The sequence below is a fragment of the Sphingomonas sp. RS6 genome (genome assembly GCF_054489705.1).
The window spans coordinates 172,453-188,013 of the sequence record NZ_JBTMWM010000002.1; the positions used below are offsets into that span (position 1 = coordinate 172,453).

Genomic DNA, 15,561 nt, shown 5'->3' on the forward strand with positions numbered 1-15,561 from the left:
ATAGCCCCTGAACGTGGATCGGGGAAGCGCGCCGCTTGCGGGCGGGCGGCGGCGCCCCTAGGTGCGGGCGCATGGCTGCTCCGGTGCTTTCCTATGAAGGGCTGGGCCTCGTTCAGGGGTCCGGCTGGCTGTTCCGCAATCTCGACCTGCATATCGGCGAACGCGATCGGCTCGCGCTGATCGGTCGCAACGGCGCGGGCAAGACGACCTTGCTCAAGCTGATCGCCGGCGCGATCGACAGCGACGAGGGGCGCCGCACCATCGTCCCCGGCACCCGCGTGATCCTGCTCGAACAGGAACCGCGCATGGCCGGCTGCACCACGCTGATGGACTATGTCCTCTCGGGCAGCGACGCGCCGGCGCAGCATGAGGCCGAGGCGATCGCCGACCAGCTCGGCATCGACCTCAGCCGCGAAGCCGCCACCGCGAGCGGTGGCGAGCGGCGCCGCGCCGCGATCGCCCGCGCGCTGGCGCAGGACCCGGACGTGCTGCTGCTCGACGAACCGACCAACCATCTCGATCTCGGCGCGATCGAATGGCTGGAAGACTGGTTGACCCGCTACAAGGGCGCGTTCGTCGTGATCAGCCATGATCGCACCTTCCTCACCCGGCTGACGCGCCAGACGCTGTGGCTCGATCGTGGTTCCATCCGCCGTGCCGAAATCGGCTTTGGCGGGTTCGAGGCCTGGACCGAACAGGTCTATGCCGAGGAGGAGCGCAACGCCCAGCGCCTCGATGCCAAGCTGAAAATTGAGGAGCATTGGCTCCAGCGCGGCGTCACCGGCCGCCGCCGCCGCAACCAGGGCCGGCTTGCCAAGCTCAAGGAAATGCGTGCCGAACGCGCCGGCATGATGGGGCCGCAGGGCACCGCCGCGCTCGCCACCGCATCGGACGGCAACCAGACCAAGGTGGTGATCGATGCCAAGCACGTCACCAAGCGTTTCGGCGGCCGCACGATCATCAAGGACTTCAGCTTCCGCGTCACCAAGGGCGACCGCATCGGCCTGGTGGGGTCGAACGGCGCGGGCAAGTCCACCCTGCTCAAGATGCTGACCGGCGAGCTCGAGCCGGACGAAGGCACGGTCAAGCTATCCCAGACGCTCGATGCGATCATCATCGACCAGCAGCGCAGCCTGATGGCGCCCGACAAGCGCGTCCGCGACGTGCTGGCCGACGGCGGCGACTGGATCGAGGTGCTGGGTGCGCGCAAGCATGTGCACGGCTATCTCAAGGAATTCCTGTTCGATCCGAGCATCGCCGAGGCGAAGATCGGCACGCTGTCGGGCGGCGAGCGCTCGCGCCTGCTGCTCGCGCGCGAGTTCGCCCGGCCGTCGAACCTGCTGGTGCTCGACGAGCCGACCAACGATCTCGACCTCGAAACGCTCGACCTGCTGCAGGAAGTGATCGCCGACTATGCCGGCACGGTGCTGATCGTCAGCCACGACCGCGACTTTCTCGATCGCACCGTCACGGTGACGTTGGGGCTCGACGGCAGCGGCATGGTGGACGTGGTGGTCGGCGGCTATGCCGATTGGGAGACCAAGCGGCGGCCGAAAATCGAGGCGAAGAAGGCAAGCAAGCCCGCCGCCGCTGCGCCTGCGCCCGAGACGCCCAAGGCGCGCACCAAGCTCAGCTACAAGGACCAGCGCGACTATGATCTGCTGCCCAAGCGGATCGAGGAGATCGACCAGACGATCGCGCGGGATGAGGCTGCGCTAGCCGATCCGGCGCTCTACGCCAAGGATCCGGCGAAGTTCGCCAAGCTGAGCGAAGGCATCACCAGGCTGCGCGAGGAAAAGGATGCGGCCGAGATGCGCTGGCTGGAGCTGGCGGAAATGGTGGAAGGGCTCGGCTAGAGGGCTTTACTTGCGCTGATCTTCGCCTAGGCTTGTGGCGGGGGACGCCATGCTGCAAGTCGTCGTGCGGAGCGATGCGATCAAGGCCCAGAGCGCCGGGTATCAAGCGCGGATGACGGTCGCGAGCACCCGGCTCGCGGGGCGGATCATGCTGATGCGGCAGGTGTTCGAACGGGGCGCCGCCCGGTTCGTCGCCCATCAGCGCACGGCGCAGCGGACGGGCAAGCCGATGCTGCACGACGGCCGCATCGATACGTTGCGCGAAGACCTGTTCGGGCCGCTCGCCGCGCTGGGCTGGCCGCGCGGCTGGCCGGTGCCGCCTGCCAGCGTGCTGCACGGGCTGCGCCTGGGTAGCGCGGTGCCGTTGGAGGCAATGGGCAAAGCGCCGCCCGGCGGCCGCGCAGACCCCGATAGTTACCTCACCGTCCTCTACGACGGCCCACTCCAGGCACGCCAGTTCGGCGACATGGCGGCGCTGGCGATCTATTTCGATCCGCTCAACCGGATCGAAATCATCTGGATCGACCGCGAAGCCGACGTGTCGAGCGGCGTTGCATGGTTGGCGGCCGAAAGCCTGGATTTCACCGATTGGGCGGGGTTCAGTCCCGATTATGCCGAATGGCTCGCAGGGAACGATTGACATGCGCGCGCCGTTGACTAATTCGTCAACAACTTCTCAAGGGTTTCTGGCCTATCAACACTGCCCGAGCCCATAGCGAGAGCCGATTCGATGTCCGAAGCCACCTTCTACCTCGCCCCTGCCGATTCCGATGTCGTGACATTGGAGCATGCGCCGCATCTCGACCCCGACGATCTGAATGCCGCCGCGCAGATGCTGGCGCGGCAAGAGGTTTCGGATGCGATCGCTGCCGCGATGGCCGATTATCCCGGCAGCTCGCACGATTTCCACCGCGAAACCGGAATCGATCCGGCGATCATCTCGCGTCTCATCAACGGCCATAACAAACAGGGGGCAACCGTCGCCACGCTCGCCAAGGTCGCGCTCGCGCTGGGAAAGACGCTGCGCATCTCGATCGAATAAGATGCAGGGCACGCCGATTCGCGACGTGCTGAATCTGCTCGCCGATGGCGGCATGGCCTATGCCGTTTTCTGCATCGCCTGGCTCGTCACGCGCGGTTGGCGGAAGGAGCGGCGCGGCGACGAGGCGGATGCGCGTACCTATTATGCGATGGCGCTGGCGCAGCGACCCGACATCTTCCTGGCGGCGCTGGCCGGGGGCGGGCTGAAACTGGCGGTGCTGCTCTGGACGTTGCTGAGCATGGCGGGGATGGTGCCGGCGGCCTAGAGCCGCTTGCCCTGCCGCCCCGCCAGTTCGACCACATATTGCCAGGCGACCCGGCCCGAGCGGCTGCCGCGCCGGGTTGCCCACTGGATCGCGTCGGCGGGTTCGAATGCCAGCCCGTGCGCCTCGGCATAGCCGCGGACGATCGCGACATAGGTGTCCTGATCGACGACATGGAAGCCGAGCGAGAGGCCGAACCGGTCGGCCAGCGCCAGATCGTCGTCGATCGAATCGCGCGGATTGATCGCGCTCGACTGCGCCTCGATGTCGCGCGGCAGCAGGTGGCGGCGGTTGGAGGTGACCAGCAGCCGGCAATTGCCCGGCCGCGCCTCGGCCCCGCCTTCAAGCAGCGATCGGAGCGCGCGGGCATCCGCTGCGGCATCGAAGCCGAGATCGTCGATGAAGATCGCGAACGGCCGGTCGGTTGTCGCCAGCAGCGCGAACAGATCGGGCAGCGTCTCCAGATGGGTGGTCGCCGCCTCGACCAGCGCCAGCCGGCCGCCCGCCGCCTGCACCGCCGCGACCGCGCCCTTCACCAGCGCCGATTTGCCGGTGCCGCGCGCGCCCCACAGCAGCACGTCCTGCGCGGCATGGCCGGCGGACAGCCGCTCCAGATTGGCGACCAGCGCGGCCCGTTGCTTGTCGACGCCCTGGAGAAGCGCCAGCGGCATCGGCGAAAAAGCGCGGGCCGGGGCCAGATCCTTACCTCGCCAGACATAGGCGGGATGCGCCGACAGGTCGGCCGGCGGCGCGGGCGGCGGCGACAGACGTTCCAGCGCCTCGGCGATGCGGATCATCGGATCGGTCATGCGCGCGCTATGGCGGCAAACCGCGTCCGTGCAAAGCGCCATCCCCGGCGGTTAGGGCTGGAGATCATAGGCGCGGATCAGGTCGTACAGCGTCGGACGGCTGATCCCCAGCAGCCGCGCCGTTGCGGACATATTGCCATCGGCGCGCGCCAACGCCTGGCGGATCGCGCGGCGATCGGCGACTTCGCGCGCGGCGCGCAGGTTGATCAGCTCGTCGCCCGCGCCCGATTCGGCAAGGTCGAGATCGGCGGCCGTGACCAGCTTGCCCTCGGCCATGATCGCGGCGCGCTTCACCCGGTTTTCGAGCTCGCGGACATTGCCGGGCCAGCGCCACGCATCGATCGCGGCGAGCGCGTCGGGGGTGAAGCCCCGGGCGTCGCTGTGCATCGCGGCGGCGTGCCGGGCGAGGAAATGCCGCGCGAGCAGCACCGCATCGCCGGTGCGCTCGGCGAGCGCGGGAATGCGGACGACGATCTCGGCGAGGCGGTAATACAGATCCTCGCGGAAACGGCCCTCGCCCACCATCGCCTCGACATCCTGATGCGTCGCGCAGACGATGCGGGTGTCGACGGCGATCGGCTTGCGGCCGCCGACCCGCTCGATCACCCGTTCCTGAAGGAAGCGCAGCAGCTTGACCTGGAGCGGCAGCGGAATGTCTCCCACCTCGTCGAGGAACAGCGTGCCGCCCTGGGCCTGTTCGATCTTGCCCTCGGTGGTCTTGACCGCACCGGTGAAGGCGCCTTTCTCGTGCCCGAACAGTTCGGATTCGAGCAGGGTTTCGGGAATCGCGGCGCAGTTGATCGCGATGAAGGCGCCGCGCGCGCGGGCGCTGGCATCGTGCAGCCCGCGGGCGAGCAGTTCCTTGCCGGTGCCGCTCGCGCCGAGCAGCATCACCGACACATCGGCGCCGGCGACCCGTTCGATGGTGCGTGTGACCTTGAGCATCTCGGGCGCGGCGGTAATCATCCCACCGAGCACCGGCGTGGCATCGACGCGCGCGGCGAGGCGGCGATTCTCCGCTTCCAGGGCATGGACGTGGAAGGCGCGGCCGACGATCAGCCCAAGCGCGTCGATGTCGATCGGCTTCTGATAGAAATCCCAGGCGCCGATCTCGATCGCGCGGCGCATCGATTCGCGTTCGCCATGCCCCGATGCGACGATCACCTTGGTCGCCGGGGCGAGCCGCAGGATCGCCTCGAGCAGCGCGAACCCTTCGCTGGTGCCGTCGGGATCGGGCGGCAGGCCGAGGTCGAGCGTCACGACCGGGGGTTCCTCGGCGCGGAGCAGCGCCATCGCCTCGTCACGGTTGGCCGCGACGAAGATCTGATAGCCTTCATAGGCCCAGCGCAGCTGCCGCTGAAGGCCGGCATCGTCCTCGACGATCAGCAATTTGGGCAGGGGCGTTGCGCCCTGGGCGGGCAGGGGGGACAGATCGGTCATGCGGCACGCTCGTTCGACTGGGGTGGAGTGGCCGGCTCGGCGGCGGTTGCGGCGGCGAGCAGCACGCGGAACCGCGAGCCTTCGCCTTCGCGCGAGGCGACGTCGATCCGCGCGCCCATCGCCTGGGCGAGTTGCAGCGCCTCGAATGCGCCGACGCCGAAGCCGCCGGGCTTGGTCGAGACGAACGGCTTGAACAGCTGCGTGCGGATGAAGGCGGGCGACATGCCGCAGCCGCGATCGATCACGTCGATCGCGACATGGGCGCCGTCGCCATGCACCGACAGCGTGACCGGCACGCCCGGCGGGCTCGCGTCGACGGCGTTCTGGACGAGCTGGGCAAGCAGCTGTTCGAGCGACGCCGGGTCGGCGAGGGCGGTGGCGTCCACGGCATCGGCGGCGACGATCGCCTGGCCCCGTCGCCGCGCCGCCACGCGCGCCACCACCGGCAGGATATCGACCGGCGTCGGCGCATCGGCGCGGCCGCGATGATGCTGGCTGAGCCGGGCGAGCAGCGCGTTCATGCGGCCGGCGGACTCCTGAAGCGTTGCGATCATGTCGGCGCGGAACGCCGGATTGTCGGCATGGCGTTCGGCATTGCGCGCGGTGAGCGTCAGTTGGCTGACCAGATTCTTGATATCGTGAAGGATGAAGGCGAAGCGGCGATTGAATTCGTCGAACCGCTGCGCCTCGGCGAGCGCGGTCTGGGCGCGGGCTTCGGCCAGATAGCTCGCGACCTGGCGGCCGGCGAGCTTGAGCAGATCGAAATCCTCCCAGTCGAGCCGGCGGGCGACGGGGGGACGCGCGAGCAGGATCGCCCCGACCAGCCGGCCGAGATGGGGCAGCGGCACCACCACCCAGGCGGCCTCCTCGTCCAGCATCCAGCGCGGCAAGGCCGGCCAGTCGATCGAATCCGGGCCGGCCTCGCGCGTTGCGTCCAGATCGATGATCCGGCCGGTTGCGGCGAGGTGCGCCGCCAGTGCGCGCGCGGGAGCCATCGGCAGCATCTGCGGACTCCAGTGCCAGCACGCACCCGGCAGCAGCCCGTCCGCCTCCGACAGCAGCAGCAGCCCCGACGGCGAGTCGGTGAGATCGGCCAGCGCCTTGACGATGCGTTCGTCGAGCGGCGCGGCGCCGCTGCCGGGATCGCCCAGCGTTTCGGTGAAGCGCATCCATTCGGCGCGATAGTCATAGCGATGGCGGAACAGGTGCTTGGCGAGCTTGACCTTGATCCAGCCGCGCAGCCAGCTGTTCGACACCAGCGTGAGGATCGCGGCGGTCGAGCCGAACACGAAGGCGGTCTGGAGGATGCGGGCACTGGCACCGCCGATCGTCGCGAGGATGCTGGTGGCGACGGCGAGAAGCAGGAAATAGGCGCCGATCGCGACGAGCGACAGCGACTGATAGGCGACCATGCGCGACAGGCGCAGGTTCCAGTCGCCTTTTCGTTGCAGGCCGATCCCCATCGCCACCGCAATCGCGACCAGCATCGCGCCGCGCGCCGCGAGCAGCGACGTGCCGCCGATCGTGCCGAGATAGCGCAGGCTGAGCGTGGCGAAATCGGTGAACCACAGCGCACCGAGCGCGACGACCATCCAGCGCAGCCCGCCGCCGGCACCGGGGCCGAGCGTCGTGTGCAGCGCGTGCACCATCACCAGCGCGGCCACCGCGACGAGCATCCGCAGCAGCAGCGCCGTTGCCGCCGGCTCCGCCGGGGGCTGGATGCCCTGGACATTGGCGACGACGTGCAGGACGAGCGCGGCCACCGCCACCAGCGCGATCACGCCATAAACGGCTCCCAGCGCGAGCGGCCAGCGCGCCTCCCCGGCATGACGGTGGAGCAGCAGCATGAAGCCGAGCCAAGCGAGCGTCCGCAGCGTGCCCGTGGCAAGCGTGACGATCTCGCTCGCGCCGATCCCCGAGGTGGCGAGCGCGGACAGGCCGGTGAGCGCCAGCGCGACAGCAAGGAGGTAGCGCGGCGCCGCCGCGAGCTGCGGCCGGAATGCCCAGAACGACAGTATTCCGAACAGCAAGGCGGCCAGCGAATGCAGCCACAGGCTCAACGCCGCGGCCATCACGACGGGCGCCAGCGCGCGCCGGCGGATTGCCACGCCGGTGTCATACCGGGCACATAGTGGTTCGACAGCCGGATCATCGCTGTTCGACCTTAGCGACCAAGTGTAAACGAAACCGACATGCCTGCCGAATCGTGCTGCCGAACAATTAATGCGCGCCGAAGCAACCTCGTGCCGCGTTCGTTGTTTCCATCCGCCGCGACCATTGGCTAGTTTCGTCAAGAACCCAGGGAGCCTTTCTGAATGTCGGACACAAAACCGATCACGCCCGTCATCCTTTCGGGCGGTTCGGGCACGCGGCTCTGGCCGATGTCGCGGCCCGAACGGCCGAAGCAGCTTCTGTCGCTGACTGCCGAGGAGACGATGCTCCAGCTTACGGTGCGTCGCGCCTCGGGCGAGCGGTTCGCCGCGCCGATCGTCGTCGCCAATGCCTTCCACGCCGATCTGATCGAGGAACAGCTGGCGCTCGTTTCGCAGCCGGTGAAGGCGCTGCTGCTCGAACCGATCGGGCGCAACACCGCGCCGGCGATCGCGCTGGCGGCGCTTGCCGCCGGCGGGGGCAGCGAGCCGATCCTGGTGATGCCGTCGGACCATGTGATCGGCGACGTCGCGGCATTCCATGCCGCGATCGACGCGGCGCTGCCGCTGGTCAATGACGGCTGGCTGGTGACGTTCGGCATCACCCCCGATTCGCCGGCGACGGGCTATGGCTGGATCAAGATCGGCGAGGAGGAACTGGCCCCCGGCGTCCACCGCGTCGACCGGTTCGTCGAAAAGCCGCCGCTCGACCGGGCGGAGGCGATGCTGGCCTCGGGCGACCATGCGTGGAATGGCGGCATCTTCCTGTTCCGCGCCGACATGTATCTGGGCGCGCTGAGCGTGTTCGCGCCGGAGATGCTGGTCGCGGCGCAGCAGGCGATGGAGCGGGCCCGCCACGAGGGCGCGCGGATTTTCCCCGATCCGGTGGCCTTCGCCGCCTGCCCCGCCGATTCGATCGACTATGCGGTGATGGAGAAGGCGCCGCGCGTGGCCGTGGTGCCCGTCTCGATGGGCTGGAGCGACATCGGCAGCTGGGATGCGCTGCATGCGATCAGCGATCCCGACGAGGGCGGCAATGTTGTGCGCGGCGACGTGGTGGCGATCGAGGCGAAGAACTGCCTGGTGCAGAGCGAGCCCGGCAAGCGCGTGGCGCTGGTGGGCGTGCAGGACCTGATCGTTGTCGTCTCGGGCGCCGATGTGCTGGTGCTGCCGCGCGGCCGCAGCCAGGAAGTGAAGAAGCTGATCGATGCGATGAAGGGCTGAGCCGCGCGGCGCGGGCGATCCAATGTCGCCCGCGCCGCCGGTGGTTCAGGCGAGCAGCGCCTCGGCCTGGTCGAGCGTGTCCTTGAACGCCGCGACCAGCGCCCGATAGGGGGCGGGGCTCGTCATATCGAGGCCGGCGCGCTTGAGGATGTCGACCGGATAGTCCGATCCGCCGGCCTTGAGCACCGACAGATAATTGTCGCGCTCCTTGGCGCCGCCCTTGAGGATCGACTGGGCGAAATAGGCCGCGGCGGCGATGCACGTCGCATATTGGTAGACATAGAAGCTGTTGTAGAAATGCGGGATATACGCCCATTCGTTGGCGTAGTCCGGCGCGAGGCCCATTTTCGGGCCGTGATAGCGGCGCAGCAGATCGCCGTAGATCGCGGTGAACTTCTCGCCCGACAGGCCCTCGCCCGCTTCGGCGGCGTCGTGCGCCTTGAGCTCGAATTCGGCGAACATCGTCTGACGGAAGAAGGTGCCGCGGAAATTCTCCATCTGCTGGCCGAGATAGAAGAGCTTTTCCTCCTTCGTCTTCGCCCGTTCGAGCATCGCATGGACGAGCAACTGTTCGTTCAGTGTCGAGGCGATCTCGGCGAGGAAGATCGGATAATCGGCCTTGTCATAGGGCTGGGCGGCGTTGGCGAGCAGCGAATGCAGCGCATGGCCCCATTCATGGGCATAGGTGCTCAGCCCGTCATATTTCTCCTCGAGGTTGAGGAGCAGATAGGGGTGCACGTCGAACGCGCCGGGGTTCATGTACGCGCCGGGCCGCTTGCCGGCGCGCGGCCAGGGGTCCATCCATTTGGCGGCGGTCGCGCGGGCGATCTGCGCCTGATAGTCGCTGCCGAGCGGCTTGACCGCTTCGAGCGTCAGCGTGCGCATCTGATCGAGCGTGAAGCGGCGATCGAGCGAGACCAGGGGCGGGTAGATGTCGTAATAATGGATGTCGGGCAGGCCGAGCATACGCCGGCGCAGCTCGAAATAGCGATGGAGCTGCGGCAGCCCGGCATTCGCCTCCGCCACCAGCGTGCGATAGACGCTTTCGGGAATGTCGTTGCCCGACAGCGCGGCGGCGAGCGACGACGGGTAACGGCGCGCCTTGGCATAGAAGATGTCGGTCTTGACCTGCGCCGAATAGGTGGCGCCGAAGCTGCTCTGGAACTTGGCGTGCTCGCCCCAGAAGGCGTCGAACACCGCCTTGCGGTCGGCGCGGTTCGGCGCGTCGCGATTGGCCGAATAGCCCTGGCTGTCGAGCCGCACCTGCTTGCCGGTCGACAGCGTGATCGTTGGCCAGGGAATGTCGGACGAGCGCAGCTGCCCGGCGATGTCGCCCGGTGCCGACAGCGGCGCGCCGGCGCTGGCGAGGATCGCCTCGCTCTCGGGCGACAGCGTGTGCGGCGCCTGGCGGAGCACATTGGCGAGATAATGGTCGAAGCGCGTTTTGAGCACCGGGTTCGCGGCGATGAAGCCGTTGATCTTCGCTTCGCCCACGGTCAGCAATTCGGGCGCGGTCCAGGCCGTCGCCTCGCCATAGGCGGTGTAGAGGTCGATCGCCTGTGCCTGCTTCTCCTGATAGGCGGCGACGCGGACATCCTCATCGGCCTTGAGGCTGACATAGGTGTAGATGCGGGCGACGGTGCGGCCGAGATCGGACTGAGCGACCAGTGCCTTGGCCAGCGTGTCGGCGCTTTCGCCGAGCCGGCCCTTATAGGCGGCGAGGCCCGGCAATGCGGCGAGCGCCGCCTTGCGGGCTTCGTCCCAGGCGGCGTCGCTGGGATAGAGTTCGGTCAGGTCCCATTCGGCAGTCGTCACGCTGTTCTTCTCCTGCGCCCAGGCGGGCATGGCGGTGGCAAGGCCGGCCAGCGCTGCGCTGGCGAGCGTTTCGCGGCGGGTGAGTTCGGGCATCGCTTCTTCTGGCTTGGCGCCGGTTGAAGGCGCCGATGGCTGATGCACCGTTTTGCCGGGATAACACGCTGGAGGGAAGCCCCTTGTCGCTGGCCGAGACGGCCGAGACGCCAAAAGGGCCGGGAGATTGCTCCCCCGGCCCCGATGGTTTGTTCGGCAAGACAGCCGGACGGTCGCGGACTTAGAAGTCCATGCCGCCCATGCCGCCCATGCCGCCGGCGCCACCGCCCATCGGCATGGCGGGCTTGTCTTCCGGCAGCTCGGACACGGCGGCTTCCGTCGTGATGAGCAGGCCGGCGACCGACGCCGCGTTCTGGAGCGCGGTGCGGACGACCTTGGTCGGATCGATCACGCCGGCCGAAACCAGGTTCTCGTACACGTCGGTCGAGGCGTTGAAGCCGAACGAGGTGTCGTTCTGGTCGAGCAGCTTGCCCGAGACGACGGCGCCGTCATGGCCGGCATTCTGCGCGATCTGGCGAACCAGCGCAGTGAGCGACTTGCGGATGATGTCGATGCCGCGGGTCTGGTCCTCGTTGGCACCGGTCAGGCCTTCGAGCGCCTTGGTGGCGTACAGCAGCGCCGTGCCGCCGCCGGGGACGATGCCTTCTTCAACGGCTGCGCGGGTTGCGTGCAGCGCATCGTCGACGCGGTCCTTGCGCTCCTTCACCTCGACTTCCGACGCACCGCCGACCTTGATCACGGCCACGCCGCCGGCGAGCTTGGCGAGACGCTCCTGGAGCTTCTCACGGTCATAGTCGCTGGTGGTGACTTCGATCTGCTGCCGGATCGCATCGGTGCGGCCCTTGATCGCATCGGCTTCACCCGCACCGTCGACGATGGTGGTGTTGTCCTTGTCGATCGTGACGCGCTTGGCGGTGCCGAGCATGCCGAGCGTGACGCTCTCGAGCTTGATGCCGAGATCTTCCGAGATGACTTCGCCCTTGGTGAGGATCGCGATGTCTTCCAGCATCGCCTTGCGACGATCGCCGAAGCCCGGTGCCTTGACCGCTGCGACCTTCAGGCCGCCGCGCAGCTTGTTGACGACGAGCGTGGCGAGCGCCTCACCCTCGATGTCCTCTGCGATGATGAGCAGCGGACGGCCCGACTGGACGACGGCTTCCAGGATCGGGAGCATCGCCTGCAGGTTCGAGAGCTTCTTCTCGTGGATCAGGATGTACGGATCGTTGAGTTCGACCGTCATCTTTTCCGGGTTGGTGATGAAGTAGGGCGAGAGGTAGCCGCGGTCGAACTGCATGCCTTCGACGACGTCCAGCTCGAAGTCGAGGCCCTTGGCCTCCTCGACGGTGATGACGCCTTCCTTGCCGACCTTTTCCATCGCCTCGGCGATCTTCTCGCCGACTTCACGATCGCCATTCGCCGAGATGATGCCGACCTGCGCGACTTCCGACGAACCCGAGACGGGCTTCGAGCGGGCCTTCACGTCCTCGACGACCTTGGTCACGGCGAGATCGATGCCGCGCTTCAGGTCCATCGGGTTCATGCCGGCGGCGACCGACTTCATGCCTTCGCGAACGATCGCCTGGGCGAGCACGGTCGCGGTGGTGGTGCCGTCACCGGCGACGTCGTTGGTCTTCGAAGCGACTTCGCGGACCATCTGCGCGCCCATGTTCTCGAACTTGTCCTTGAGTTCGATTTCCTTGGCGACGCTGACGCCGTCCTTGGTGATGCGGGGCGCACCGAACGACTTGTCGATCACGACGTTGCGGCCCTTCGGCCCCAGCGTGACCTTCACCGCGTCGGCGAGGATGTCGACGCCGCGCAGGATGCGCTCACGGGCGTCGCGGCTGAATTTTACGTCCTTGGCTGCCATGTTGGCTGACCTTTCCGTTCAGATAAGTTGACGAAGTTGACACTCGGCGGCGCTTTCGCGCCATTTGTCGGCGTTAACCGACGATCCCGAGGATGTCCGATTCCTTCATGATGAGGAGGTCTTCACCGTTGACCTTGACCTCGGTGCCCGACCACTTGCCGAACAGGATGCGGTCGCCCGCCTTGACGTCCAGCGGGGTCACCTTGCCGTCTTCGCTCTTGGCGCCGGCACCGGCGGCGACCACTTCGCCTTCCTGCGGCTTTTCCTTGGCGGTGTCCGGGATGATGATCCCGCCGGCGGTCTTTTCTTCGGCCTCGACGCGGCGGACGAGCACGCGATCGTGCAACGGACGGAAGTTCATTGCGGCTGATCCTCTTAAAGGGTTGATTTCGGTGTTTAGCACTCAGTGCCCCTGAGTGCTAACAGCGGGAGATATGTGACCGGCCACGGCCTTCGTCAACGGGGGGCGGCACAGTTTTTGTGCCGTATTGGCGGCATAATACGGGGCGTTTACTCCGATGGTGCCATCCGGTAGCAGGGTGGGGCAGTGACTGTTGAGGAGCCGCCGGTGAAGCTGGTTCGTGGTGCGTGGAAAATTCTGGTCGGGATCAAGGACTTTCTGGTTCTGGTCGCGATGCTGCTGTTCTTTTCCGCGCTGTTCGCCGCGCTGTCGCACCGGCCGACGCCGGCGACGATCCGCGACGGCGCGCTGGTGATCGCGCTCGACGGCACGCTGGCCGAGCAGCCCGAAGAGGCCGATCCCTGGTCGAGCCTGAGCGGCCAGCGTGCTTTGGGGCAGGTCCGCCTGCGCGACGTGGTGCGGGCGCTCAATGCCGCCCGCGGCGATTCGCGCGTCAAGGCGGTGGTGCTCGACATGGACCGCTTCATGGGCGGCTATCCGGCCGCGGTGAGCGAGGTGGCCCAGGCCGTCAGCCGCGTCCGCGCGGCGGGCAAGCCGGTGCTCGCCTATGCCACGGCCTATACCGACGATGCCTATGAGATCGCCGCGAACGCGAACGAGATCTGGGTGCACCCGATGGGCGGATCGATGTTCATGGGGCCGGGCGGGCGCCAGCTCTATTACAAGGGGCTGACCGAGAAGCTGGGCGTCAACGTCCATGTCTATAAGGTCGGCAAGTTCAAATCGGCGGTCGAGCCCTATATCCGCGCCGACATGTCGCCCGAGGCGCGCGAGGCGAACAGCGCGCTCTATGGCGGCATTTTCGAGCAGTGGCAGAGCGCGATCGCCAAGGCTCGGCCCAAGGCGCGGATCGCCGAATTCGCCGCCAAGCCGGATGTTGCGATCACCGCCGCGAACGGCGACATCGCCCAGGCCAATCTGCGCTACGGGCTGGTCGACAAGCTGGGCGACCGGCTCGCCTTCGGCAAGCATGTCGCCTCGATCGTCGGGGCGCCGTCGGGCGCACGCGCGGGCAATTTCAACATGATCCGCATGGCCGACTGGCTGAAGGCGAAGCCGCCGGCGAGCGCGGGCGACGCGATCGGCGTGATCACGATCGCTGGTGAGATCGTCGACGGCCAGGCCGGGCCGGGCATCGCGGGCGGCGACACGGTGAGCCGGCTGCTGCTCGACGGGCTGAAGGACAAGAAGCTCAAGGCGCTGGTGGTGCGCGTCGACTCGCCGGGCGGATCGGCAATGGCATCCGAACAGATTCGCCAGGCGATCCTCCAGGCCAAGGCGCAGGGGCTGCCGGTGGTGGTTTCGATGGGCAGCCTGGCGGCGAGCGGCGGCTATTGGGTGTCGACTGCGGGCGACGTGATCTTTGCCGAGCCCAACACGATCACCGGATCGATCGGCATTTTCGGCATCATTCCGACGTTCGAGAACACGCTGGCAAAGATCGGCGTGACCACCGATGGGGTACAGACCACGCCGCTGAGCGGCCAGCCGAGCATCGAGAGCGGTACCAACGCGACGTTCGACTCCATCCTGCAATCGACGATCGAGGCGGGCTATGGCCGCTTCGTCGGGCTGGTCGCCAAATCGCGGAAGATGACGCCGCAGCGTGTCGATGAGATCGGCCAGGGCCGGGTGTGGATCGGCGGCGTCGCGCATCAACTCGGCCTCGTCGACCGGTTCGGCGGCATCGACGCGGCGATCGCCGAGGCGGCGAAGCGGGCGAAGCTCGATCCGGCGAAGGTGCATCCGGTGTATCTGGAGAAGGAACCCAATGCATGGGTGGCCTTTGCCAACAACCTGATCGGCGACGAGGAACCGAACGACGACTGGGCCGACGCGCCCGCCGGCGAGGACGCCTATGCGCGGATCGCGGCCGAGCAGCGCGGACTGCTGGCGCAGGCGCTGGGCGATGCTCGGCGGATGGCGCAGGGCGGATCGGTGCAGGCGATGTGCCTCGAATGCCGGGCGATGGGCGCGGCGAGCGGCCGGCCGGGCGATGCCGACTTGCTCAAGCTGGCGATCGGGGCGGCGCGATGATCGACATCCGCGCGGCCACCCCCGACGACGCAGCGGCGATCGCCGCGATCTATGCGCCGAACGTGCTGACCGGCACCGCATCGTTCGAGATCGAACCGCCCGACGCGGCGACGATGGCGGCGCGGATGGCGGCGGGCGATGGACTCTATCCGTGGCTGGTCGCGACCAACGGCGACGGCGCGGATGGCGGCGTGATCGGCTATGCCTATGCGGGCCGGTTCCGCGACCGGCCGGCCTATCGCTATGTCGTCGAAAGCTCGATCTACATGGCCGATACCGCGCAGCGGCGCGGGGCGGGGCGGCTGCTCTATGAGGCGCTGGTCGATACGCTGCGCGCGCAGGGCTTCGTCCATGCATTCGGGATGATCACGCTGCCCAACGACAGCTCGATCGCGCTGCACGAGGCAGTGGGCTTTCGCCGCACCGGCGTGTTCCGCGAGGCGGGGTACAAGCATGGCCAGTGGATCGATGTCGGCATCTGGCAATGCGAACTGAACGAACCCGCGCGGCCGCCGGTGGCGCCGCGGGCGTTTCGCGAGGTCGGCGTGGTGCGGGGGTGATTGTGCGGCGGGTGTCAAAAG

Annotated in this window: 13 protein-coding genes; 7 read left to right on the forward strand and 6 right to left on the reverse strand. The window is 67.6% G+C overall.

The features are described 5' to 3' along the window. Nucleotides 1-71: 71 nt before the first annotated feature. The 4 genes from ACX40Y_RS05560 to ACX40Y_RS05575 all read left to right on the forward strand — a co-directional run bounded on the left by ACX40Y_RS05560 (nt 72) and on the right by ACX40Y_RS05575 (nt 3,163). Nucleotides 72-1,856, forward strand: a complete 1,785-nt coding sequence (locus ACX40Y_RS05560; protein ID WP_459118554.1) for an ABC-F family ATP-binding cassette domain-containing protein — start codon at nt 72-74, stop codon at nt 1,854-1,856. A 49-nt stretch (nt 1,857-1,905) separates the two neighbouring features. Continuing rightward, nucleotides 1,906-2,496 carry a hypothetical protein gene (locus ACX40Y_RS05565; RefSeq protein ID WP_459118555.1) on the forward strand — a complete coding sequence of 197 codons (591 nt, stop codon included), beginning with the start codon at nt 1,906-1,908 and terminating at the stop codon, nt 2,494-2,496. A 90-nt stretch (nt 2,497-2,586) separates the two neighbouring features. After that, nucleotides 2,587-2,898, forward strand: a complete 312-nt coding sequence (locus tag ACX40Y_RS05570; protein WP_459118556.1) for a hypothetical protein — start codon at nt 2,587-2,589, stop codon at nt 2,896-2,898. 1 nt (nt 2,899) lies between these two features. Further along, on the forward strand, nt 2,900-3,163 hold the full coding sequence (locus ACX40Y_RS05575; RefSeq protein ID WP_459118557.1) for a hypothetical protein: 264 nt from the start codon (nt 2,900-2,902) through the stop codon (nt 3,161-3,163). Here ACX40Y_RS05575 and ACX40Y_RS05580 read toward each other — a convergent pair. From ACX40Y_RS05580 to prsK, 3 genes are read right to left on the reverse strand one after another with little or no spacing between them, the layout of a single operon-like run. Beyond that, on the reverse strand, nt 3,160-3,969 hold the full coding sequence (locus ACX40Y_RS05580) for a DUF815 domain-containing protein (protein WP_459118558.1): 810 nt from the start codon (nt 3,967-3,969) through the stop codon (nt 3,160-3,162). The genes ACX40Y_RS05575 and ACX40Y_RS05580 overlap by 4 nt on opposite strands. Before the next feature lie 51 nt (nt 3,970-4,020). Then, complete coding sequence (prsR, locus tag ACX40Y_RS05585; RefSeq protein ID WP_459118559.1) at nt 4,021-5,409, reverse strand: PEP-CTERM-box response regulator transcription factor; 1,389 nt, start codon at nt 5,407-5,409, stop codon at nt 4,021-4,023. Further along, on the reverse strand, nt 5,406-7,517 hold the full coding sequence (gene prsK, locus ACX40Y_RS05590; protein WP_459118560.1) for an XrtA/PEP-CTERM system histidine kinase PrsK: 2,112 nt from the start codon (nt 7,515-7,517) through the stop codon (nt 5,406-5,408). The genes prsR and prsK overlap by 4 nt, the downstream gene beginning before the upstream one ends. Nucleotides 7,518-7,724: 207 nt before the next feature. Here prsK and ACX40Y_RS05595 point away from each other — a divergent pair, with 207 nt between their 5' ends. Further along, nucleotides 7,725-8,783: a mannose-1-phosphate guanylyltransferase/mannose-6-phosphate isomerase gene (locus ACX40Y_RS05595; RefSeq protein WP_459118561.1), complete on the forward strand. Its 1,059-nt coding sequence runs from the start codon at nt 7,725-7,727 to the stop codon at nt 8,781-8,783. 45 nt (nt 8,784-8,828) lie between these two features. On the opposite strand, the gene pepF is transcribed toward ACX40Y_RS05595, so the two are convergent. From pepF to groES, 3 genes are all read right to left on the reverse strand, one after another. After that, nucleotides 8,829-10,691, reverse strand: coding sequence for an oligoendopeptidase F (gene pepF, locus ACX40Y_RS05600; RefSeq protein WP_459118562.1), 1,863 nt, complete (start codon nt 10,689-10,691; stop codon nt 8,829-8,831). Between the two features lie 181 nt (nt 10,692-10,872). Continuing rightward, on the reverse strand, nt 10,873-12,522 hold the full coding sequence (groL, locus tag ACX40Y_RS05605; protein WP_459118563.1) for a chaperonin GroEL: 1,650 nt from the start codon (nt 12,520-12,522) through the stop codon (nt 10,873-10,875). Nucleotides 12,523-12,595: 73 nt separating this feature from the next. Further along, the gene (gene groES / locus ACX40Y_RS05610) at nt 12,596-12,883 is read right to left on the reverse strand and encodes a co-chaperone GroES (protein WP_315589311.1); all 288 of its coding nucleotides are present in this window, start codon (nt 12,881-12,883) and stop codon (nt 12,596-12,598) included. Between the two features lie 207 nt (nt 12,884-13,090). On the opposite strand from groES, the gene sppA reads away from it, so the two are divergent. Next, nucleotides 13,091-14,980 (forward strand): signal peptide peptidase SppA, encoded by a 1,890-nt coding sequence (gene sppA, locus ACX40Y_RS05615; RefSeq protein WP_459118564.1) that lies wholly within the window; start codon nt 13,091-13,093, stop codon nt 14,978-14,980. Beyond that, nucleotides 14,977-15,540, forward strand: coding sequence for a GNAT family N-acetyltransferase (locus ACX40Y_RS05620; RefSeq protein WP_459118565.1), 564 nt, complete (start codon nt 14,977-14,979; stop codon nt 15,538-15,540). Before sppA ends, ACX40Y_RS05620 begins: the two co-directional genes overlap by 4 nt. The last annotated feature ends 21 nt before the right edge of the window (nt 15,541-15,561 follow it).

What these genes read in the sequence shown, in the direction of transcription:
- ACX40Y_RS05560 (WP_459118554.1), top strand. Translation starts at nt 72, where the DNA reads ATGGCTGCTCCGGTGCTTTCCTATGAAGGGCTGGGCCTCGTTCAGGGG.
- ACX40Y_RS05565 (WP_459118555.1), top strand. Translation starts at nt 1,906, where the DNA reads ATGCTGCAAGTCGTCGTGCGGAGCGATGCGATCAAGGCCCAGAGCGCC.
- ACX40Y_RS05570 (WP_459118556.1), top strand. Translation starts at nt 2,587, where the DNA reads ATGTCCGAAGCCACCTTCTACCTCGCCCCTGCCGATTCCGATGTCGTG.
- ACX40Y_RS05575 (WP_459118557.1), top strand. Translation starts at nt 2,900, where the DNA reads ATGCAGGGCACGCCGATTCGCGACGTGCTGAATCTGCTCGCCGATGGC.
- ACX40Y_RS05580 (WP_459118558.1), bottom strand. Translation starts at nt 3,969, where the DNA reads ATGACCGATCCGATGATCCGCATCGCCGAGGCGCTGGAACGTCTGTCG.
- prsR (WP_459118559.1), bottom strand. Translation starts at nt 5,409, where the DNA reads ATGACCGATCTGTCCCCCCTGCCCGCCCAGGGCGCAACGCCCCTGCCC.
- ACX40Y_RS05595 (WP_459118561.1), top strand. Translation starts at nt 7,725, where the DNA reads ATGTCGGACACAAAACCGATCACGCCCGTCATCCTTTCGGGCGGTTCG.
- pepF (WP_459118562.1), bottom strand. Translation starts at nt 10,691, where the DNA reads ATGCCCGAACTCACCCGCCGCGAAACGCTCGCCAGCGCAGCGCTGGCC.
- groL (WP_459118563.1), bottom strand. Translation starts at nt 12,522, where the DNA reads ATGGCAGCCAAGGACGTAAAATTCAGCCGCGACGCCCGTGAGCGCATC.
- groES (WP_315589311.1), bottom strand. Translation starts at nt 12,883, where the DNA reads ATGAACTTCCGTCCGTTGCACGATCGCGTGCTCGTCCGCCGCGTCGAG.
- ACX40Y_RS05620 (WP_459118565.1), top strand. Translation starts at nt 14,977, where the DNA reads ATGATCGACATCCGCGCGGCCACCCCCGACGACGCAGCGGCGATCGCC.